Source organism: Bacteroides sp. 43_46 (assembly GCF_001915455.1).
GTDB lineage: Bacteria > Bacteroidota > Bacteroidia > Bacteroidales > Bacteroidaceae > Bacteroides > Bacteroides caccae.
Window position 1 is genome coordinate 3497 of record NZ_MNQN01000059.1, and the last position, 21915, is coordinate 25411.

Here is a 21915-nt window from a genome sequence, read left to right on the forward strand (position 1 = left end):
CAAACTATAATTATTTTTTTCAGTCCCTACGTCGGATTACACGCGCCGGATTCCCGACTGCGATACTATCATCAGGAATATCTTTCGTCACGACACTTCCCGCTCCTATCACACAACGATCACCAATCGTCACACCGGGACATATAATAGCTCCGCCACCAATCCAGCAGTCCTCACCAACCGCCACCGGATAAGCGTATTCCTTGGAGCCTCTTCTTTCCAAATAATCCATCGGATGATGCGGTGTGTAAATCTGCACACAAGGCCCGATAAGCGTATGAGCACCAATCGTGATATATCCGCCGTCCAGAAATGTGCAGTTAGCATTGACAAACACATGCTCGCCTAGCTTGATTCCGTCCCCATGATCGCAATAGAAAGGCGGACAAATAACCGAAGTTTCAGGAATCCTCGGCACCAGTTCTTCCAGTAATTTCCTGTACCCTTCATCATACGTACTCATTCCCCGCATACGAGCCAACAATTTCTTGGCATGCTCAAAACGCACCTGCAACTCCGGCGAAGACATATCTGCCAACAGGCCGTTACGCATCTTTTCAACTTCCGTCATACTCTTTATCCTCCCTGACCATTAATAAATACAAACCGCCTCTCATCCGAAAGAGCCTCATCAAACTCGAAGCCTTCCCACGAAAATCCTTTCAAATCTTCCGGATTCTCTATTCTATTTTTCAAGATAAAACGCGTCATTTCACCACGAGACATCTTGGTATATATTACCACCGTAGCCAGTTTTCCGTTCTTCCACACATGAAATTCAGGGGTCACGACACGCACTTCTTTCTCCACCCGTTTCCAGTCAAACAAACTTTTCATTTCGTCACTGGCCAGATTGCATAAAATACCTCCCGCCTGTTTGATGTCTTGTATAAACGTATCCGTCAGGCGCGACCGCCAATAAGAAAACATCGTCTGATTACCCAACTCCGGCAATACCACATCTCCTTCGAGACGATAGGGGCGAATCACATCCAGCGGACGCAACAAACCGTAACAAAAAGATGTCAGCCGCAAATGTTCCTGTGCATATTCGAGTTCTGAGGCAGAGAAGTCTTTCGGATTCAACCGCTTGAACACGATTCCCGTATAAGAGAACAAAGCCGGCAATTCCGGAGTTTCTTCCGCATGGAAAGCCTGATAACGCTTATAATTCTCTACTGCTATTTTAGCATTCACACGCAACAAACGTTCCAGATCGCCGACAGCAAACTGCGACATCTGCAAAGCTATCTCAGAGGCTTCCTTTTGAAAACGGGGAACCGTAGTCAAAGGAACCTTCACCTTTGAAACATCACTCATTGTCTTGGCACAAGATAAAAGCACAAGCATATTTCAACTACTAATTACAAGTTACTAATTACGAAGTAGCAAAGATAAAAAATAAAACAAGAAAACCCGCTATTAACAGGCTGTCAATAGCGGGCACTTATTAAGAATTATAATAGTTCTTATTTGTATTCCTGCCAGCTCTTAATCTGAATATCACTCAGCTTCAATTCACAGAACGCTTCGATAAAGGCACTTGCCAGACGGGCATTCGTAATCAACGGAATGTTATGATCGATCGCACCGCGACGGATACGATAACCATTCGTCAACTCACGTTTACTGTGATTCTTCGGAATGTTAACGATCAAGTCGAACTTGTGATCGGCAATCATCTTCATTACATTGTTTTCCGCACCCGGTTTTTCATCCGGCCAATAAACCGGAGTCGTATCTACACCGTGAGCATTCAAGAAGGCAGCAGTACCGGCGGTAGCATAAATCTGATATCCTTTGGCAAACAACATACGGCTTGCATCCAGCAAATCAACTTTAGACTTCATTGCTCCGGAAGAGAACATTACCGCCTTTTCAGGAATCTTAAAGCCGGTAGCAATCATTGAGTTCAGCAGTGCTTCGGAGAAATCATCACCGATACATCCCACTTCACCCGTAGAAGACATATCTACGCCTAATACAGGATCGGCCTTATGCAGACGTGAGAAGGAGAACTGCGATGCTTTCACACCGATCCAGTCAATATCAAAAGCCGATTTATCAGGACGCGAGTATGGAGCGTCAAGCATGATGCGGGTAGCCGTTTCGATAAAGTTACGTTTCAGTACTTTAGATACGAACGGGAAACTACGAGAAGCACGCAAGTTACATTCAATGACTTTCACCTCGTTATTACGAGCCAGGAACTGGATATTGAACGGACCGGAGATATTGAGTTCCTTAGCAATCTGACGGCTGATCTTCTTGATGCGGCGGGCAGTTGCAAAGTATATCTTCTGTGCCGGGAACACCAGTGTAGCATCACCGGAGTGAACACCCGCAAATTCTACGTGTTCAGAGATGGCATATTCTACCACCTCACCGTTCTGTGCCACAGCGTCGAACTCAATTTCTTTTGTATTCTCGAGGAACTGTGAAACAACTACCGGATATTCTTTAGATACTTCGGCAGCCATTTTCAGGAAGTTTTCCAATTCTTCATCATCATAGCAAACATTCATTGCCGCACCCGAAAGAACGTAAGAAGGACGAACCAGCACCGGATAACCTACTTTTTCCACAAAGCCTTTCACATCTTCGAGACTGGTCAGCTCCTGCCAAGCCGGCTGGTCGATACCCAGTTGGTCAAGCATTGCAGAGAACTTGTTACGGTTTTCAGCACGGTCGATAGAGATCGGCGAAGTACCCAACACAGGAACCGACTGACGATAAAGTTTCATAGCCAAGTTGTTCGGAATCTGTCCGCCTACCGACACAATCACACCGCGAGGTTGTTCGAGGTCAATCACATCGAGCACACGTTCGAACGAAAGTTCGTCGAAGTACAGGCGGTCGCACATATCATAGTCAGTAGAAACCGTTTCAGGGTTGTAGTTAATCATGATAGACTTGTATCCCAGTTTGCGGGCAGTCTGAACCGCATTCACCGAACACCAGTCAAATTCAACAGAGCTACCGATACGGTAAGCACCCGAACCCAGCACGACTACTGATTTTTCATTCTTATAATAGTTCACATCATAACCTTCCACTGCATACGTCATATACAGATAGTTAGTCAGTTCCGGATGTTCGGAAGCAATCGTATTGATGCGTTTTACTGCCGGAAGAATCCCCATAGCTTTACGATGAGCACGTACAGCCAAGTTTTCTTTCTCCATGTTTCCAGTCGGGTTCAGTACGAAACGTGCAATCTGGAAGTCAGAGAAGCCTAAGATTTTAGCTTCACGCATTACGTCAGCCGGAATATCTTCCACCTTATTATATGTAGACAATTTAGCTTTGTAGTCAACGATGTTCTTCAGTTTACCGAGGAACCAAGGATCGATCTTTGTCAGTTCATGGATACGGTCAATCGTATATCCTTCTTCCAAAGCCTGTGCGATAGAGAACACACGCAAGTCAGTCGGGCGGGAAAGTTCTTTATCAAGGTCATCAAAATGCAGTTCGTCATTTCCTACAAAGCCGTGCATGCCTTGTCCGATCATACGAAGACCTTTTTGGATGATTTCCTCGAAAGAGCGACCGATAGACATGATTTCACCTACCGACTTCATGCTTGAACCGATTTCGCGGGAAACACCGGCAAACTTCGTCAAGTCCCAACGAGGAATCTTACAGATATAGTAGTCGAGTTGCGGAGCAACATAGGCAGAATTCGGAGTACCCATTTCGCCGATCTGGTCGAGTGAATAACCCAACGCGATCTTAGCGGCAACGAATGCCAGCGGATAACCGGTAGCCTTGGAAGCCAATGCGGAAGAACGGCTCAGACGAGCGTTCACTTCGATCACACGGTAATCATCCGTATCCGAGTTGAACGCATACTGGATATTACATTCACCTACAATGCCCAAGTGACGGATACATTTTGTAGACAATTCCTGCAACAGTTTCAGTTCTTTATCGTCGAGAGAGCAGGTAGGAGCCACAACGATAGATTCACCGGTGTGGATACCCAGCGGGTCGAAGTTTTCCATGCTGGCAACTGTGAAACAGTGGTCGTTGGCGTCGCGGATAACTTCAAATTCGATTTCTTTCCAGCCTTTCAGGGATTCTTCCACCAGGATTTGTTTGGAGAACGCGAAAGAACTTTCGGCCAGTTTCAGGAATTCTTCTTCGTTGGCGCAGATACCGCTACCAAGCCCACCCAATGCATAAGCCGAACGTACCATTACCGGATAACCGATCTTACGTGCAGCAGCAATCGCGTCTTCCATGCTTTCTACCGCCTGGCTTACCGGAGTCTTCATATTGATCTCGTCCAGCTTCTTCACGAACAGGTCGCGGTCTTCTGTGTACATGATAGCCTCTACCGATGTACCGAGTACTTTCACTCCGTATTTATCAAGAATACCTTGTGTGTAAAGCTCAGCACCGCAGTTCAGTGCAGTCTGTCCGCCGAATGCCAGCAGGATACCGTCGGGGCGTTCTTTCTTGATAATTTCTTCTACAAAATAAGTAGTTACGGGAAGGAAATACACTTTATCTGCAATTCCTTCAGAAGTCTGAATGGTTGCGATGTTCGGGTTTACCAATACTGAGCTGATGCCTTCTTCTTTCAAAGCTTTCAGTGCTTGTGAGCCTGAGTAGTCAAATTCTCCGGCTTGTCCGATTTTGAGTGCTCCAGAACCCAAAACGAGAACTTTCCCCTCAAAAAAGGATTAACGCATTACCAAAGAACTAAAATATCGTTTTTGGAGAAAAGAGAAGAAGCCTGCCGTTTCCGGGTGAAAAACATCCGAATGGAGATAATACTTGCTTCTGATTTCCTGTTGATTCATTGTCGGTTTTAAAATTTGTGCAAAGTAACGACATATTTTGCACATGACAAAAAGAAACGTTCACTTTTTTACAGTGAAGTGCCCCCATTTTGATACATCTTTCAGTTTTTATCTGTATCTTTGCCGCTCAATCTATTATAATAAGGTAATAACAATGGGAAAAGAGAAAATCATACTTACTGGTGACCGTCCTACCGGAAGACTCCATATCGGACACTATGTAGGTTCACTGAAACGCAGAGTTGACCTGCAGGACGCGGGTGATTATAGTAAGATGTTTATCTTCATTGCCGATTCGCAGGCATTGACAGACAATATAGACAACCCGGAGAAGGTACGTCAGAATGTTATCGAGGTTGCTCTTGACTATCTGGCATGCGGAATCGACCCTTCCAAAGCTACTATCTTCATCCAGTCGCAGATACCGGAACTATGCGAACTTAGCTTCTACTATATGGACCTTGTAAGCGTATCCCGCCTGCAACGTAACCCGACCGTGAAATCGGAAATCCAGATGCGTAACTTCGAGGCAAGCATTCCCGTAGGCTTCTTCACTTATCCTATCAGTCAGGCTGCGGACATCACCGCATTCCGTGCAACGACTGTCCCCGTAGGCGAAGACCAGGAACCGATGCTCGAACAGGCACGCGAAATAGTCCGCCGTTTCAACTATATCTATGGTGAGACATTGGTGGAACCGGAAATCCTGTTGCCGGACAATGCTGCCTGCCTGCGTCTGCCGGGTACTGACGGTAAAGCCAAGATGAGCAAATCACTCGGCAACTGTATCTATCTGTCCGAAGAACCAGAAGAAATCCAGAAGAAGATCATGAGTATGTATACCGATCCGGGACACCTCCGCGTGCAGGATCCGGGAAAGATTGAAGGCAATACCGTCTTCACATACCTCGACGCATTCTGCCGTCCGGAACATTTTGAACGTTATCTGCCGGATTACCCGAATCTCGCTGAACTGAAAGCACACTACCAACGCGGTGGACTGGGAGACGTGAAAGTGAAACGTTTCCTGAACGCTATCATGCAAGAGACACTGGAACCTATCCGTAACCGCCGCAAAGAATTCAGCAAAGACATTCCTGCCGTTTACGAGATGTTGCAAAAAGGATGTGAAGTAGCCAGAGCTGCCGCCGCCGAAACACTGGCAGATGTCAAGAAGGCTATGAAGATTAACTACTTTGACGACAAGGAATTGATCGAGGAACAGGTAAAACGTTTCTCACAAGAATAAGTCGTCAACAGATAGGCCAATTAATAAGTAAAGGCTGCCGTTCTATAAAAGAGCAGGCAGCCTTTATCATTGTTATAAGTACAACGAAGATTAGTCCGTTTCGGCTTCATCATTTTTAAAGAATACTCCTTTCAACTTCTGATAGAGGAAGGAAAGTATCAGCAGTATCAGTCCGAGAATAATTTGTAATGATAACAAAGACCAATGCTCTGCTCAACTTCCCCACTTCCGACCGGAGTATGGAGAATACCGGAAGCAAAAAGATGAAATAAAACATCTACATAAAAATATCAGATTTGCCGTGTGTATTCAATAAAAATAAAGCCTGCTCATGAACTTATCACGTTCTTTCCCCTCATCTTTAACGTATCTGAAACAGAAAAAAGCCGGACAGAAAAATCATTTTTCCAAAAAGCAAACGATCGTTTGCTTTTTCTATTTCTTTTCTCTACTTTTACGGCAATATTAATCAACAATTCCATTATTCATAAACTCAAAAAAGAAAAACATGAAACATCTAACCCTTTTCTTTGCATTCGGCGCTCTCCTTTTCCTCTCTTGTCAAACGGTATCCGCGCGTGGTGTAAAAATTCCTTTCGGTGATCGTGAAGTCTTAAACAAAGTAGCAGACCTGCCCGACACCGAAGAATATAAGACAGACAACGGCAACTACATTGATCTGGGGACCATTCATCAGGAGTTCAACATCGCTTACATCCTTCCTCTCTATATCGAGCAGGAGCCCCGCCTCGTAGGATATTGCGAAAAAGAAGACACTTATTATGAACTGACGGAAGAACAACTCTCCGCCATTCTGAAAGAGAATAACCTGGACGGTGAAAAGCTGAATAAAGTCGGTTTCTACTCCCGATATGGCGGCAAGATAGTAGGACTGATCATCATTGCCCTTATCATCTGGGGATTCATCCCAAGTAAGAAAAAGAAAACAGAACCGGTAGAAGTATAAAACAAACCTAATTAATCACATTAAAAAACAGATAAGCTATGTCAATTTACACACTTATTCCGATTATTTTCATCGTTCTCTATGCAGGGTACTGGTATTATGTAAAGAACAAAAACTCGCAACAAGCACAAGTGGTAAACAACACTGATTTCAAAGCGGAATTTGCAAATGCCGAACGATATAAAAACAGCGTACTCACTTCCGAACTGCCTTTCCTCCAAGAAGAAATGAAGCAAGAAAAGATTGACGCTTTCAATTATGCCAGCACCGAATATGGCGTGGGATCCGCCCTTAAAGACGGGGTTAAAGATAAACTGAAAGGAATGGCTACCTTGGGAACCGTGCGTTTCAACACCGTGCAAACTCCCAAATACCTTGTTCTCAGCGGAAACAGCCTTCATTTATTCGATACGGACACAGAAGGGGAAATCGACCGGCATCTTGTATTCAACCAATCCCGCCTCGAAAACTCCAGACTTACCGAAATCCCAATGGAAGGACAAGTAAAAGCACAGGCCCAAGCCCGGGGAAACAATGTAAAAGCATACAAACTGTCTTTGCAGACCGATGACAAGCCTATCGAGCTCATCATCTACTCCTGCCTGATCTTTACCAATATACCGGAAATCCCTACCGACCCGCAGGAAACGGTACAAGCTATCGTGATCGGCAACGATTTCCTTAAACAACTGGGCGACAGATATCCTAATCTAAAAGTATCTCTGCCAATATTCAGCTAAAGAAGTACTCACATAACGGGAATGCCTGTATTGGCAATACCCGAAACCGATAATCGAAGGTTCGCAAACCGGTAGCACACAGGTTTGCGAACCTTTGTTTATTTCCTCTCTACCCACCGACAGCTTTCCGTTCACCAATGACGCGTCCGAAATAAAGCCTTTAAAATTAGGTTAGCAAGCCTTTATGTAGTAACTTTGCCATAAGGAACAATAACAGCTAACCTATGCTGGCTGTTACGCTAGTCACTGTCAGCCTGTCAGCCAATAAAGGTTAGCCGACAGGCCAATAGAAATTAGCCGATGAAGATGAAGCCGGATTAATCGGAAGGAAGTATAGGAAATACGAATCAGAACTACTTATATAAACAAAAGGAACTATGGCCATATCATTTGACTGGTACGAGAATCCGGTATCACCGGACAAACCAGAGGAGAAAAGATTTCATCCGCGCATCATCGCCAACGGACAGATAGACACGAAAGACCTCCGCAGCAGGATCCAATCCCGGTGTACGCTGAACGAGGTGGATGTAACGGCAGTGCTGGACGCACTATCACAAGTTATGGGTGAAGAACTGTGCGAAGGAAGGCAAGTGCACCTGGACGGTATCGGTTATTTTTATCCGACACTAACCGCCACCGAAGAAATCTCCGCCGATACTCCCCGCCGGAATACGAAAGTGAAGTTGAAAGGCATACAGTTCCGTTCAGACCAAAAACTGAAAAACTCCGTCGGCCATATAAAAATCAAACAGATGAAAAGAATTATCCACTCTCCCAAACTTTCGGAGACGGATATCGACAGCCGGTTGAGAAAATATTTCACCGATCATCAGATCATGCAACGTTCGGATTTTCAAGATATAACGGGTATGGTTCGCTCAACAGCCATGATTCACATCCGCCGCCTCCGCACGGAAGGCAAGTTGCTGAACATCGGCATACCCAGTCAGCCGATATACGTACCGGCGCCGGGATTTTACGGAAAGCCCGCAGATTATCAGCCGGTGAAATAATGGGATTGCGACAGGCGGTTACGCAGAAAGTGGCTGACGCCTGCTCCCACTTTATAAACATAGAAATTTATTAATCTTAATACAGACTTATTAATTATGAAAAGCCCCCTCATCATCGTATGCTGCCTGTTAATGGTATGCGTGTTTGCCACCGCCCAAGAGCCCTGCCCGCAAGTGATCCCTGCCCTTCAACAATGGAAAGGAGGAAAAGGCGAACTGGCTCTGCCCGCCGAAGGTTCAATCGTGCTCTCGCCTGCGGATGAAGCGACGCTCTCGCCTACCGCACAAATCCTGGCGCAAGACTTAAAAGAACTGTTTGGCTGGAACTATGTCATCAAAACCGGAAAACCAGCCGGGAAAGACATCTGCCTCTCACTGTCGAAACCGGACAAGGAACTTGGTGAAGAAGGATATACGTTAACCGTAAACCGCTATGCCGGTATCGCCGCCCCCACCGGTCAGGGCGTATTCTGGGGAACACGTACCCTATTGCAGATACTCCACAACGAACAAGGAAAGCTCCCCAAAGGGACGGCACGGGATTATCCGCTTTTCCCAAACCGCGGCTTTATGCTGGATGTGGCCCGCAAATTCTTTACAATGGATTATCTGAAACAATACGTAAAGATACTTTCCTTCTACAAGATGAACGAATTTCAGATTCACTTGAACGACAACGGTTTTCCGCAGTTCTTCGGCGATGACTGGAACCGCACCTACGCCGCATTCCGACTGGAAAGCGAACGCTTTCCGGGACTGACAGCCAAAGACGGTTCATACAGCAAACAGGAATTTATCGACTTGCAACGTATGGGATTGGAATACGGTGTGCGTATCATTCCCGAAATTGATATTCCCGCCCACTCACTCGCCTTCGCCCACTACAAACCCGAAATAGCAAGTCGGAAGTATGGCATGGATCATCTGGACCTTTACAAAAAAGAAACTTATCAATTCGTCGACAGCCTGCTGGACGAATATCTGTCGGGCGACAATCCCGTATTTATCGGAGACCTGCACATCGGTACCGACGAATACAACAAGAAAGAAGCCGAACAATACCGCTACTTCACAGACCGTTATCTGAAATTTGTTGAGAAATACGGCAAAAATGTACGTATGTGGGGCGGACTGAAATGGCTTCCCGGCAAGACTCCCGTAAAAGCGGAAGGTGTCACGGTCAACGCGTGGTCGTATGACTGGGTGGATCCTGTTGTTTCCCTGCAAGAGGGGTACAAGTTGATTAATACTTGTGACACTTATCTCTATATCGTTCCGGCAGCAGGTTACTACCGGGATTTCCTCGATCACCAGTGGATTTATGAGAAATGGTCGCCGTGGATAATGAACAGGAAACAGACACTTCCCGAAGGTACTCCCGGCGTATTGGGCGGTATGTTTGCCGTGTGGAACGACAAGTGTGGAAACGGGATATCCGAACAGGACGTACACTTGCGCAGTTTCCCCGCCATGCAGGTGCTCGCCGAGAAACTGTGGAAAGGGGAAAACAAGAATGTCACCTACGAAGCATTTGCAAAGCTGTGCAAAACAACTCCCGAAGCTCCGGGAATTAACCTGTTGGGCAAAGTCCCGGCAGAAACCGCACTGACCGAAGCAGGAAAAGAACTTTCTTTTAATGGGAAAGAGGCCGTCAGTACTCCTTTGCAGGAAGTGGGTTATCCTTATAGTGTGGAGTTCCAGCTCTGTCCGGAGAAGACGAATCCTATCAGCAGCATTCTCTTCCAAGGTCCGCACTCGGTAGTATACACCAACTGGGAGAATACCCGCCGAATCGCTTTCTCCCGCGACGGTTACACCTTTGTTTTCAATTCCTACCGCCTGCCGGCCGATCAATGGACTACAATCCGCATCGAAGGTGACTACAAAGGTACTTCACTTTATATAAACGGTGCATTGCAGGAACGGCTCGAAGGACGCACCATGCAAGTTTACCGGAAGGAATACGACCGCATGGAACACATGACTTATCAGGAAACACTGATCTTCCCGCTGCAACAAATAGGTGATTCACGCAACGGATTCAAAGGAAAACTAAAAAATATCCTTGTCCGCCAGCAGCATTAAGCGTGGAGCCGAAAGGAGAACAACAAAAGAGAGCGACTAAAAAACCGCAGTATCCCAAAATCGAGGATAACTGAAAGTCGATAGTATCCGAACTCTCCTCCTTCGGGAAGGAGGAGTACCCGCAGGGGGAGGTGGTAGGTAAATACACAAGAAGTGGTAAGTAAATACACAAATTGATTATTGCCAACATTGTGTATTTACCTACCACCCCAGCTTTCAGCCACCCTTCCCGCAGGAAGGGAGTTGAAGAAACTACCGACTTTTTATAGTCAAGTTATTCTTTTATTTTTCAGATTCTACCAATACAACACGGTTCAGAATCGGTTGACCGAACTTATCGACACCACCACCGGCAGCGACTTTCAAGTTATCAGCCGGGATTCCATACTTCTTCACCAGCAAATCTTTAACAACCTGTGCACGTTTCAAGCTCAACTTTTCGTTGAAAGCCGGAGTGCCTGTTGCAGAGTCTGCATATCCGTTAATAGTATAGGTAGTACCCGGAAATTCTTTAATCCGGTTGGCAAGATATGATAAGTTCATTTCTTCTTGTGGAGACAGTCTGTCCGAACCAATCTTGAAGAATACAGTACGCGGAGCGATATTAGGATCTGTAATCACTACTTCTTCAGTATCTTCTACCTCTACCGGCTGCTGTGCATTAGCCAACTGCTGTTGCAACTGCATATTAGCGGCAGCCATTGCATTCATCTGGTCACGCATCTGATTCAATTCGATTTCAGAGATAATCTGTGGCGTAGGACGTTGGAATCCGCGGGTCGGGAAATAGTAAGTCACACCAAGCGTAGCACCCAGAATACCGTCATAGTCTGGTCTTCCTCCATGTTCGCCGTCAAATTTGCCTTCCAAGCCTGTTGCACTCAGTTCCAGATTCAAGTCAACGGCATTCGACAAGCGGAAGCGGTTGATGATACCTGCATTGAAAGTAGCGGCATTGGTATGAGGACGTGAATAAGAATGAGCCCAACCGGCACCGATATAAGGGATGATTTCATATACACGGTTCGGATTGTAACCGCCGAAAAGTGCATTCAAGTTAATCATCAAGTCACCGTGCAGGTTCATATAGTCCCACCGTTGTTTGTATGAACCGTCAGCTCTCGGACCGCCCACTACATAATTGGCAGTTTCGTTGGTCGTGAATCCTTTAGCTTGCAGACCGCTGTACTGCATACGCAATCCGAATCCCGGAGTCACCCATTTACCGACAGACACATTAAATGTAGGAGCAACACGGTCTCTGAATTTACCGATATGGTCATTGTTGCCATACAGCACCTGTGCACCTCCTCCGACGGAGAAGAACCAGTTACTCCAGAAAGGGTTCGTTATTACTTGATATTTATCTTGCACCTGAATAACCTCGTATTCAGTTACAGTCATTGTCTGCTGCGCAGAAGCGACAGACGCAACGCCGGCAAAAGCCAGCAACATCAGAATCTTTTTCATATACCTAATAGTTAAGTGGTTATTTAAATCTTTTACAAGACTAAAAGGTTTTAGGAAAAGATGATTTTATTTATTTTATTTGAATAAGCGTTCGATATCTTCCTCCTTGATTGTTGTCAAAACCGTTTTCCCGTCCGGCGTGTAATTCGGTGAGGGACAAGCGAAAAGGCTGTCTACAAGGCTTACCATTTCCTCATTGCTCAGTACCTGACCGTAGACGATAGCCGCCGCACGTGCCAGTGTCAGAGCCAGAATATTCTGGACTTCTTCCTTGACATCATTCCCTTTTTCCATAGCTGTATGTAGCATATTACGTACCAATTCCACCGGATTCAGTCCTTCGATGCCTGAAGGAATACCGTTGATAGCATAGCTGCCTCCACCCAGATCGCTCAGATCGAAACCTACTGCCGACAAATCATCCATAATGCTTTGCAGTACGGCAGCTTCCGAAGCGGGCAGCTGTAATATTTCCGGGAAAAGAACACCTTGTGATACGCCCTGTTTCTGCTGGATTTGAACCATATACCGGTCGAAAAGTACACGGATATGCGCCCGGTGCTGGTCGATCAACATCAAACCGGACTTCACGGAGGTCAGAATAAACCGTCCCTTAAACTGCAAATGCTGATTACCCTTCTCAATTACAGGCTCACTGGCATATAAGGTCGAAGAGGCCGCCGACATTACAGTTTCCGTTCTTTCTTCCATAACGGCACTTTCCCCACCCATTGAAGAATCCTCCCAATCCATTTCCGGCTCCGGCTGGGGATTATTCATCTTACTGGCTTTGGTCAGACCGCCATAAAGATCTTCCCAATCCACCTTTGAACGGCTGTATGCTCCGCCGCCACCGCCTCCCGTAGAAACCTTGAACGGATTATAATCCGAATTATACTGTACCGTGGGAGGTGCAGAGGATAGATTTTGTTCGAATGCAGGAATGTCGGGCATATCTTCCGTATCAAAATCAATGGAAGGAATGGCGCTGAACTTACCCAACGACTCTTTGACTGCCGCCGAAAGGATTTGCCAGATTGCCTGTTCATTCTCAAACTTGATTTCGGTCTTCGTCGGATGAATATTCACATCAATATTAGCCGGATCGACTTCAAAATAAATGAAGTAAGAAATCTGTTCGCCGACAGGAATCAACTGTTCGTATGCATCCATTACGGCTTTATGAAAATAAGGATGCCGCATATATCGCCCGTTGACAAAGAAATACTGATGGGCACCTTTCTTGCGGGCTGTCTCCGGTTTGGCTACGTATCCGGAAATCTTCACCATGGTAGTATTCACCTCGATATTCAGCAACTGCTGATTGAGTTTCTTACCAAAAATAGCCATAATGCGCTGACGCAACGGAGAAACCGGAAGATTGAAAAGCTCGGAGTCATTGCTGTAAAGGGAGAAAGCTACTTCGGGATGAACCAGAGCGATACGTTCAAATTCGGCAAGGATATTACTCAATTCGGTGGAGTTTGCTTTCAGGAATTTACGACGGGCAGGGATGTTAAAGAATAGATTCTTTATGGAGAAGTTACTTCCCTTGGAACAGGATACCGCTTCCTGGCTCTCTACCTTAGAGCCTGCAATCACCAGTTTCGTTCCCAGTTCTTCCGACTCGGGGCGTGTTTTTAACTCCACCTGTGCCACTGCTGCGATAGAGGCCAAGGCTTCCCCACGAAACCCCATTGTACGCAAAGCAAACAAATCCGCCGCTTCGCGAATCTTCGAAGTAGCATGACGTTCGAAAGAAAGACGGGCATCTGTTTCGGACATTCCTTTTCCATCGTCAATCACCTGAATACAGGTTTTACCTGCGTCAGTCACCAACACATGTACATTCTGCGCATCTGCATCAATCGCATTTTCTACCAGCTCCTTGATAACGGACGCCGGACGTTGTATCACTTCACCGGCAGCAATCTGATTAGCTACCGAATCTGGTAACAAATGTATTATATCACTCATAGTTCGTTAAGCAGTAAATCAGTTAAGTAGTCGACTACTAATAAATTCTTTCCTTTAGAAACTCCAGCTTCCCGTTGCCAAATAATGCCACAGATAGATAAGGAAAGCAATGATAATCAATATGATTCCGAAAGAGACAGGTTTACGCCCGCTAGCCTTCCGGCGTTTCAGGTGCGTTGTTCCTTCAACAAACTTGCCACGGATATCTTCCGGCTTAAATTCTTTTTCAGGAAGCATTCCCAAATCGCGCTTCGCTTTCTCTTCCATTTTAGCGAGCTTCTCCTTTCGCTCGTCTACATAAATGTATTGATGATTAAAGCCACGAGGTTTTCTCATCGAATTGAAAAACATTCCCATACTACTTCATATTAATTAAGTTTCGCTTATTTGTCTTTGGCCGCCGGTCAGTTGTCGGTTTCAGCATTTCGCCTTCCCGCTTGCCTCTCCAGTTGAAAATATCCTCTTTATTCAGCGGACGCACATAATCAAACCAGGAGAATGTAGGCAGACGTAACTTATCGGGCGGTATCTGATCCATGGGATACATCGTACCGTTGGACTTTCCCACAAATAATCCTTTCTCCATCTTCTTGTCTTTCATATAAAGATGGAGCAAGCTCCCTTCCAGACAGTTGAATCCGGTCATCGTGCTGTCTTTTTCTTCCGGATAAAAGGCCGTCAGCACATTACCAATCACTTCGATATGCCGCATATCCCCATTTTCAAAATAGGCTTTCATCTCCTTACCGGACACTTGGTTATAATGAATGGAGTCTTTCATCTCTACCGTCAACGCCTGATTGATAATGTGGGCCCAGTCGATAGTACTGTCATTCATATAAATCTTGATCTGCTCACCAAGCAACTGCTGACCTTCATTCCAAAGAATAGGGTCAACATACATAGTCATGCAAGAATCTTTTGAGTTATAAACCAGTGAATCGCATACTCCCTGCACATCCGTACGATACATACGTACTTTATGATAAGCTTTCATCAACCGGTACAGAGAATCTGTATTCAAGTTATAGGAAACCATTTGCAGAGTATCACCATGCATAAAAAGACTGTCACCCTGCGAATAGTCAATGGCCACGGCACGCTTGGTAGCAAAAGCAGAGTCGGTCAGTTCGTTATAGAAACAGTAATCGCCCGTCAACATGTTCTTGTTGATCGTATCTGTCATTTTCACATTGTCGAATGCTTCACCATATCCGGACAACCGGTCATAAAATAAGCTATCACCTACCAATTTCTTCCCTTGGTTTGTCAATATGGAACGGTCTAACAGTTCCGCTTGTTCGGTCATTGTATTATAGAATCCACGCTCCGAATAGATATGATTATTATCACTAACGATATTCGAAGGTCCGAGAATTACGGCAATCTTATTTTCTGTGTTATACCTTAATGTATCGGAAGTCAACACAAACTTCGGATTAACCAACTTCACATCATGGTTGAACACGGATTGTTTGGTAGCCGGACTGTATTCACCCCAATCGGAAGTCAACACATTTTCCTCGTCCATCAACGTCCCCCCCTCGAAATAATATCCGAGGTCATAAAGACGGTCGTAGTTCAAACTATCCGTCAGCAGCGTCGTGTTCCGGTTTATCATCTTTACATTTTCACGGAGCTGCGCAATCTGAGTCATTCCATCATAGTAAAGATAATCACCGTAAATGAACAGCGTATCTCCCTGCTCCATACGTACATTACTGAAAGCCTCAACTGAATTGGTTTTCTCAAAGATCAACGCACTGTCACAATACATATACATGCTATCGTGACGCATTTTCACATTACCAATCAGCACTTGCACATCAGGACGAGCTAACTTATCCGCCTGACCTTCATCAGCATGGAGCAAATAAACCTTCGTTTTCTTATTCTCCGGCTGCTTCTTCGTTGTTTTGGATGTGTCTGCAACCGATTTTGTAGATGTTCCGGTTGCCTTCGTTTTTTGCTCTGTAGGACGCACCTGCGCTACAAGACATACGCCAAACAGGCATAGAAAGCCTATTAGGAGCCATCTATGCCTGTCTTGTTTATCTTTTTTATTTTGTTTCAGCATATAAAGTCAAGCTGTTAAACATCAATCCTTCTTAATCCAACCCGGATACTTGAAGTCACACTTCTGCCAGTTTTCGTTGATACGTACATAAGTATGTTTCTGCTTATCCAGAATCCACTTGTGCAACATTTCTTCGCGGCGTTTATCCATTACAATTTCTTTCAAGTCCTGATAGTCCTCTGCAATAGTCGCTTTATGACCGTTAATTTTTGCCTTCAGTTTCACAATCGCACAAACTTCCTTTCCGTCTTTCTCATTAATCATTGTAAATGCTTTGGAAATCTCTCCAACGTTCATCTTGTCTACCACTTTGGCAACATCCTGAGGTAGATCCTGCATTTGGAATTTAGAAGTAGTCACTCCTGAATTTTCATTGATATTCACCATGATACCATGATTATTACGAGTATCTTTATCATGTGAAATAACGGCAGCTGCTTCATCGAACGAGAACTTATTTGCACGGATATCATCAGCAATAGAATCCAGACGTGCACAAGCCTCTGTCAGTTCTTTTTCCGAAACTTTCGGACGCAACAGAATGTGACGGGTATTGACACGGTCACCACGCTTCTCAATCAACTGGATAATATGATAACCGAATTCAGACTCAACAATCTTGGAGACTTTCTTCGGATCCTGCAAACTGAATGCCACATTCGCATAAGAAGGGTCCATCATACCACGTCCCATGAATCCGCATTCGCCGCCTTTTATGGCAGATGCCTTATCCTCGGAATACAAACGGGCCAACGTTGAGAAGTCGATTTCTCCTTTTGTCACACGATCCGTATAGTCGCGCAGCCTTTTCTTCACATCTTCGATTTCTGCAACAGGAATTTTAGGTTGCAGCGTGATAATCTGCACTTCTACCTGCGTCGGAATGTAAGGGATACTATCCTGCGGAAGGTCTTTGAAGTAACGGCGTACTTCTGCCGGAGTTACTTTGATTTCCCCGACTAATTTCTGCTGCATCTTCTGTACTGTCAATCCGTCTCGTGCATTATCACGCAGTGTTTCACGAATCTGAGCGGAAGTCTTATTGAAATACTCCTCCATTTTCTCTCTTGAACCGATCTGCTGAATGTACATATTAGTCAGCATATCTACTCGCTGGATGATTTCCGCTTCGGAAACCTCAATACTATCCAACTTTGCCTGATGCAGGAATAACTTCTGAACAGCGATTTCTTCGGGAATCACACAATATGGATCGCCGTCGAATCTGCGTCCATTATACAAGGCGTCCATACGAGCCTCTTCTACATCTGATTTTAAAATAGCTTCGTCACCTACTACCCAAACTACTTCATCAACCACGTTGTCCTGGGCATAAGTTACCACGTTAGCAAAAACTGCCAGGACAAGGGTAACAACAAATCTAAAGTTCACAAACTTCTTCATTCTTTGTATTTAATAATTATATATAATCTTCTTCTTGTCTACCGCCTGCTGATACAGGTCGCTTTTTACTTGCTCCATAAAATTCACCCGTTTCTGATTGACCAGCAAATCTTTCACTTCCGATCGGGCAAACTCATACGGTTTTTCCTCTCCTACTCCACGATAATCGCTCACATTCAGGAAATAATAAAATGCCGTATCTTTCAATTCTACCTGACGGTGTTTGTTTACATATTCTTCCGGTGTATCTACTTTTAACGGAATCATGTCGAGTATATCTGTCACGGAGACCCATTTGTCATAGAAATATTCATATTTCACCGCATTTTGCAAACTGTATTTTTCCAGACTCTCTACTGCATCCTGCTTCTCTGTCTTATACCATCTGCGGACATTATTCAACTGGGGAGCCGTTAACGGCACTTTGATAAACAATCCCTTAATCAACGGATTCTCCAGCTTAAACAATTCTTTGTTTTTCTCATAATAATCTGCAATTTCCTGTTCCGGAATATCATTTATCAACTTCTGATTAATCAGTTCCTGCTGATAAGTATGCATAATCAAAGCTTTCCGGTAGTTCTCCACCAACTTTTCCACATCCACATTATCAGGAATGTTGTTCGCAGCTTTTTCATACAACAAGATTTCCTCCGCCCAACTACGAATATAGTGTTCGGCGAAAAGAATGCTATCATCTTTTGACAATCCAACAGGAAGTACGGACATCAAATCTTCTTTATATAAAAAATTACCATCCACCTCTACCAAAGGAGTCTTACCTTTATGGTCATGCTGTTTTTTGCACGCTCCACAACCAAGAAGGGTAATCAGTAAGAGGACTAATATTCGCATTGTCAATTGAAATCTACTTATTTAAGGTACGAAGATAGTGAATAATCGGTTACATCAGTTATTATTAACGGTTTTTAAAACCTCTTGGTTTATTTCAACCTTACCGAAATCCTGCAATTCCCGCATCCAGAATGCGTTAAGATAGCTTCGATAATCCTTCCGGACCTGTTCTATTACCTCTCGATAATCATCCGGGCCTTTCTGTTTTTTGCCGACAACAACAGTAAAAGGATAAGACATTAGAGGTTCAAAATCCCCCTTCTTAAAAACCAGTTTATCTATATATTTATTATCCCCGTCGGCAAAAATTCCCTGTTCAACTTTTATCTTTTCTTCTCCGGATGTATTAAAAGTTTGCCGAAGTACTTCCGCCCATTCTTTTTCCGGGGTTTTCTTCAATAGTTTTTTAGCCTGCTTCGACGTTTTTTTATCAACGCAATGAAGAATAGCACCTTTATATCGCGGACTATCCCAACGATAATCCGAAGTGTGAAATTTAAAATAAGTTGCTAGTCCTGCCCGGTCATTTATGGCAGGCAAATCCACTTTCTGACGAGTTACCTCTGCTATGAGATACTTATCAGTAACTTTCTGCAAAGCATAGCGGACTTCCGGATGTTTCCGCTCTATATTCTTACCTTCATAGTCCAATAACGACTTTGCTATAAATCCATTCAGTTGCCGCTTCACCGCCTGCGGATGCGAAGAAGCAAACTGCTTGAACATCTCTCCCGAATATACCTGTCCATCGATTGTAAACAAAGTCTGCTCCGTTCTGCCAATTGTCAACAACTCGTTCATGCCACTCGGATTGGGAGCATATTGCCAGTCTCTTTTTAGTCGTTCCACTATGGTTTCCGTAGCTTTATCCACCCCCTCCTTACGTATCAAACGTTCTGCCAACTTCTCATAAACCTCTCCATACGAAGGATTTTCTTTCCGGTCAATCACTTTTATAATATGAAGCCCTTCCGGAGTAAAGAAAGGATGGGATATTTCTCCTGTTGACAAAGAAAAAGCTACATTTTCAAATTCGCTCGTTGTTTGCAAACGTTCCAACCACATACTACGCTTATCCTCCGAGTACATTTCCACCAAACGGGCAAAATCCAAATCTGACTGAGTCCTTAGCGACTGCCAGATAGAATCTATTCGGTTTTTCTCTTCCTCCAAATGCTTGGCAGTTATTGTCTGAGGCAGATATTTGAAAATTTGCATTATCCGTACCCGACTCCCCAATCCTTTCAAACCTCTATCCTGATACAGAACACGAATACAACTATCCAATACCTGCTTATCCGTCAAATAAGATTTGAGCAACTGACTTCGCCACGCTTCCTGTAGTTTTCGGAACATAGTAGTCGTATCAAGTCCTGCAACTTTGGCCGCTTCAACCTTCAATTTCGATTGAGCGAAAAGTTCCGCATATTCCTTCGGAGAGAGTTTTGCATCTGCATTACCAGTCCGATGCCGATACGAATACTCAAACTCCGAACGAAGTATATCTTTTCCATTCACCCGCATCAGCACCGGGTCTTCCTGTGCAAAGACCGAGATACCGAAAAACCAAAACCAAGCTACAAGCAGACCTCTTTTCATCATCAATTCTTATTTTCCAAACTCTAAAAACCAAACATTAACTCCATAAACAACGAACGGTGAGCAGCGAACACCCTGCAGATCGACACAGTCTGTTCACCGTTCACCGTTAATAGTTCACCGTTTATATATGCTGTTATTCCGGACGGCTATAATTAGGCGATTCACTGGTAATCGTCACATCGTGCGGATGACTTTCCATTACACCGGCATTTGTGATACGGGTAAATTTGGCATCGTGAAGTTTTTCAATATTGGCAGCACCACAATATCCCATACCTGCACGCAAACCACCTGTTAATTGATAAACAACTTCGAACAATGTACCCTTATAAGGAACACGGGCAGCAATACCTTCCGGAACCAATTTCTTCACGTCAGCTGTTCCACTTTGGAAGTAACGGTCTTTTGAACCATTCTCCATAGCTTCCAACGACCCCATGCCACGATATGATTTGAATTTACGTCCGTTGAAAATAATAGTATCACCCGGAGATTCTTCTGTTCCGGCAACCAATGATCCGATCATTACACTATACCCACCGGCAGCCAATGCTTTCACGACATCACCGGAATAGCGCAAACCACCATCGGCAATCAAAGGAATACCTGTACCTTTCAGCGCTTTTGCTACATCATATACAGCCGACAGCTGGGGAACCCCCACACCGGCAACCACACGGGTCGTACAGATAGATCCCGGTCCGATACCTACTTTCACAGCATCAGCACCAGCTTCCACCAAGGCCTTAGCAGCTTCTCCGGTAGCAATATTACCTACAACAATATCAATGCCCGGGAAGCGTTTCTTAGCTTCTCTCAGTTTCTCAATAACGAATGCAGAGTGTCCGTGAGCCGTATCAATAACAATGGCATCCGCACCCGCATCAACCAAAGCCTGCATACGATCCAATGTATCGACAGTCACCCCCACACCGGCGGCAACACGCAAACGACCTTTGGCGTCTTTACAAGCCATCGGTTTGTCTTTTGCTTTTGTAATATCCTTATAAGTAACAAGACCGATCAACTTTCCGTCCATTCCTACAATCGGAAGTTTCTCAATCTTATGTTTCTGAAGAATCTGTGCAGCAGATTCCAAGTCAGTAGACTGGTTGGTAGTTACTAATCTTTCTTTAGGAGTCATGACAAGATCAATATGTTTTGCCATATCTCTTTCAAAACGCAAGTCTCTGTTAGTAACAATACCTACCAGATAACCTTCATCATCCACAACAGGGATACCACCGATTTTATATTCAGCCATAATATCCAAAGCGTCGCGAACGGTAGAACCTCTCTTGATAGTCACAGGATCATAAATCATACCATTCTCGGCACGCTTTACAATAGCAACTTGTCTTGCTTGTTCTTCGATAGACATATTTTTGTGAATCACACCGATACCACCTTCACGAGCAATGGCAATAGCCATTTTCGCTTCGGTTACCGTATCCATGGCAGCCGTCACAAAAGGTATTTTTAACTCAATGTTTTTTGAAAACTTTGTCGAGAGATCGACAGTGCGCGGTAAAACTTCAGAATAAGCGGGGATCAACAGTACGTCATCGTAAGTCAACCCATCCATTACAATCTTATCAGCAATAAATGACATAGGGCTATGCGTTTAAAAATTATTGCGTGCAAATATACGGTTTTTATTCAAAA

The 21915-nt window shown here is 44.6% G+C and carries 16 protein-coding genes; 5 read left to right on the top strand and 11 right to left on the bottom strand.

All coding sequences use genetic code 11. The features are described from left to right. Positions 1–19: 19 nt before the first annotated feature. From BHV72_RS05970 to carB, 3 genes are all read right to left on the bottom strand, one after another. A complete protein-coding gene (locus tag BHV72_RS05970; RefSeq protein WP_005679145.1) occupies positions 20–571 on the bottom strand; it encodes a sugar O-acetyltransferase in 552 nt (183 codons plus the stop codon). A 5-nt stretch (positions 572–576) separates the two neighbouring features. After that, entirely contained in the window at positions 577–1350 is a 774-nt protein-coding gene (yaaA, locus tag BHV72_RS05975; RefSeq protein ID WP_022043107.1) for a peroxide stress protein YaaA, read from the bottom strand. 119 nt (positions 1351–1469) lie between these two features. Continuing rightward, positions 1470–4661, bottom strand: coding sequence for a carbamoyl-phosphate synthase (glutamine-hydrolyzing) large subunit (carB, locus tag BHV72_RS05980; RefSeq protein ID WP_286855140.1), 3192 nt, complete (start codon positions 4659–4661; stop codon positions 1470–1472). A gap of 301 nt (positions 4662–4962) precedes the next feature. On the opposite strand from carB, the gene trpS reads away from it, so the two are divergent. The 5 genes from trpS (at position 4963) to BHV72_RS06005 (ending at position 10865) form a co-directional block, all read left to right on the top strand. Next, positions 4963–6057 (top strand): tryptophan--tRNA ligase, encoded by a 1095-nt coding sequence (gene trpS, locus BHV72_RS05985; protein ID WP_005679142.1) that lies wholly within the window; start codon positions 4963–4965, stop codon positions 6055–6057. Positions 6058–6565: 508 nt separating this feature from the next. After that, on the top strand, positions 6566–7024 hold the full coding sequence (locus BHV72_RS05990) for a hypothetical protein (RefSeq protein WP_005679803.1): 459 nt from the start codon (positions 6566–6568) through the stop codon (positions 7022–7024). 38 nt (positions 7025–7062) lie between these two features. After that, positions 7063–7764, top strand: coding sequence for a hypothetical protein (locus BHV72_RS05995; protein WP_005679137.1), 702 nt, complete (start codon positions 7063–7065; stop codon positions 7762–7764). 377 nt (positions 7765–8141) lie between these two features. Then, positions 8142–8780, top strand: coding sequence for an HU family DNA-binding protein (locus BHV72_RS06000; RefSeq protein WP_055172351.1), 639 nt, complete (start codon positions 8142–8144; stop codon positions 8778–8780). A gap of 96 nt (positions 8781–8876) precedes the next feature. Continuing rightward, the gene (locus BHV72_RS06005; protein WP_022043110.1) at positions 8877–10865 is read left to right on the top strand and encodes a beta-N-acetylhexosaminidase; all 1989 of its coding nucleotides are present in this window, start codon (positions 8877–8879) and stop codon (positions 10863–10865) included. 282 nt (positions 10866–11147) lie between these two features. Here BHV72_RS06005 and BHV72_RS06010 read toward each other — a convergent pair whose 3' ends face one another. From BHV72_RS06010 to guaB, 8 genes are all read right to left on the bottom strand, one after another. Continuing rightward, on the bottom strand, positions 11148–12335 hold the full coding sequence (locus BHV72_RS06010) for an OmpA family protein (RefSeq protein ID WP_005679134.1): 1188 nt from the start codon (positions 12333–12335) through the stop codon (positions 11148–11150). Positions 12336–12410: 75 nt separating this feature from the next. Further along, the gene (mutL, locus tag BHV72_RS06015) at positions 12411–14312 is read right to left on the bottom strand and encodes a DNA mismatch repair endonuclease MutL (protein ID WP_022043111.1); all 1902 of its coding nucleotides are present in this window, start codon (positions 14310–14312) and stop codon (positions 12411–12413) included. A 54-nt stretch (positions 14313–14366) separates the two neighbouring features. Further along, positions 14367–14669: a hypothetical protein gene (locus BHV72_RS06020; protein WP_005679132.1), complete on the bottom strand. Its 303-nt coding sequence runs from the start codon at positions 14667–14669 to the stop codon at positions 14367–14369. Between the two features lies 1 nt (position 14670). Next, a complete protein-coding gene (locus BHV72_RS06025) occupies positions 14671–16389 on the bottom strand; it encodes an OstA-like protein (protein WP_022043112.1) in 1719 nt (572 codons plus the stop codon). A 21-nt stretch (positions 16390–16410) separates the two neighbouring features. Then, positions 16411–17793: a peptidylprolyl isomerase gene (locus BHV72_RS06030; RefSeq protein WP_005679128.1), complete on the bottom strand. Its 1383-nt coding sequence runs from the start codon at positions 17791–17793 to the stop codon at positions 16411–16413. Positions 17794–17802: 9 nt separating this feature from the next. After that, the gene (locus BHV72_RS06035) at positions 17803–18648 is read right to left on the bottom strand and encodes a peptidylprolyl isomerase (RefSeq protein ID WP_005679127.1); all 846 of its coding nucleotides are present in this window, start codon (positions 18646–18648) and stop codon (positions 17803–17805) included. A gap of 54 nt (positions 18649–18702) precedes the next feature. Further along, positions 18703–20250, bottom strand: coding sequence for a peptidylprolyl isomerase (locus BHV72_RS06040; protein ID WP_005679126.1), 1548 nt, complete (start codon positions 20248–20250; stop codon positions 18703–18705). 133 nt (positions 20251–20383) lie between these two features. Next, a complete protein-coding gene (gene guaB, locus BHV72_RS06045; RefSeq protein WP_005679125.1) occupies positions 20384–21862 on the bottom strand; it encodes an IMP dehydrogenase in 1479 nt (492 codons plus the stop codon). Positions 21863–21915: the final 53 nt, after the last annotated feature.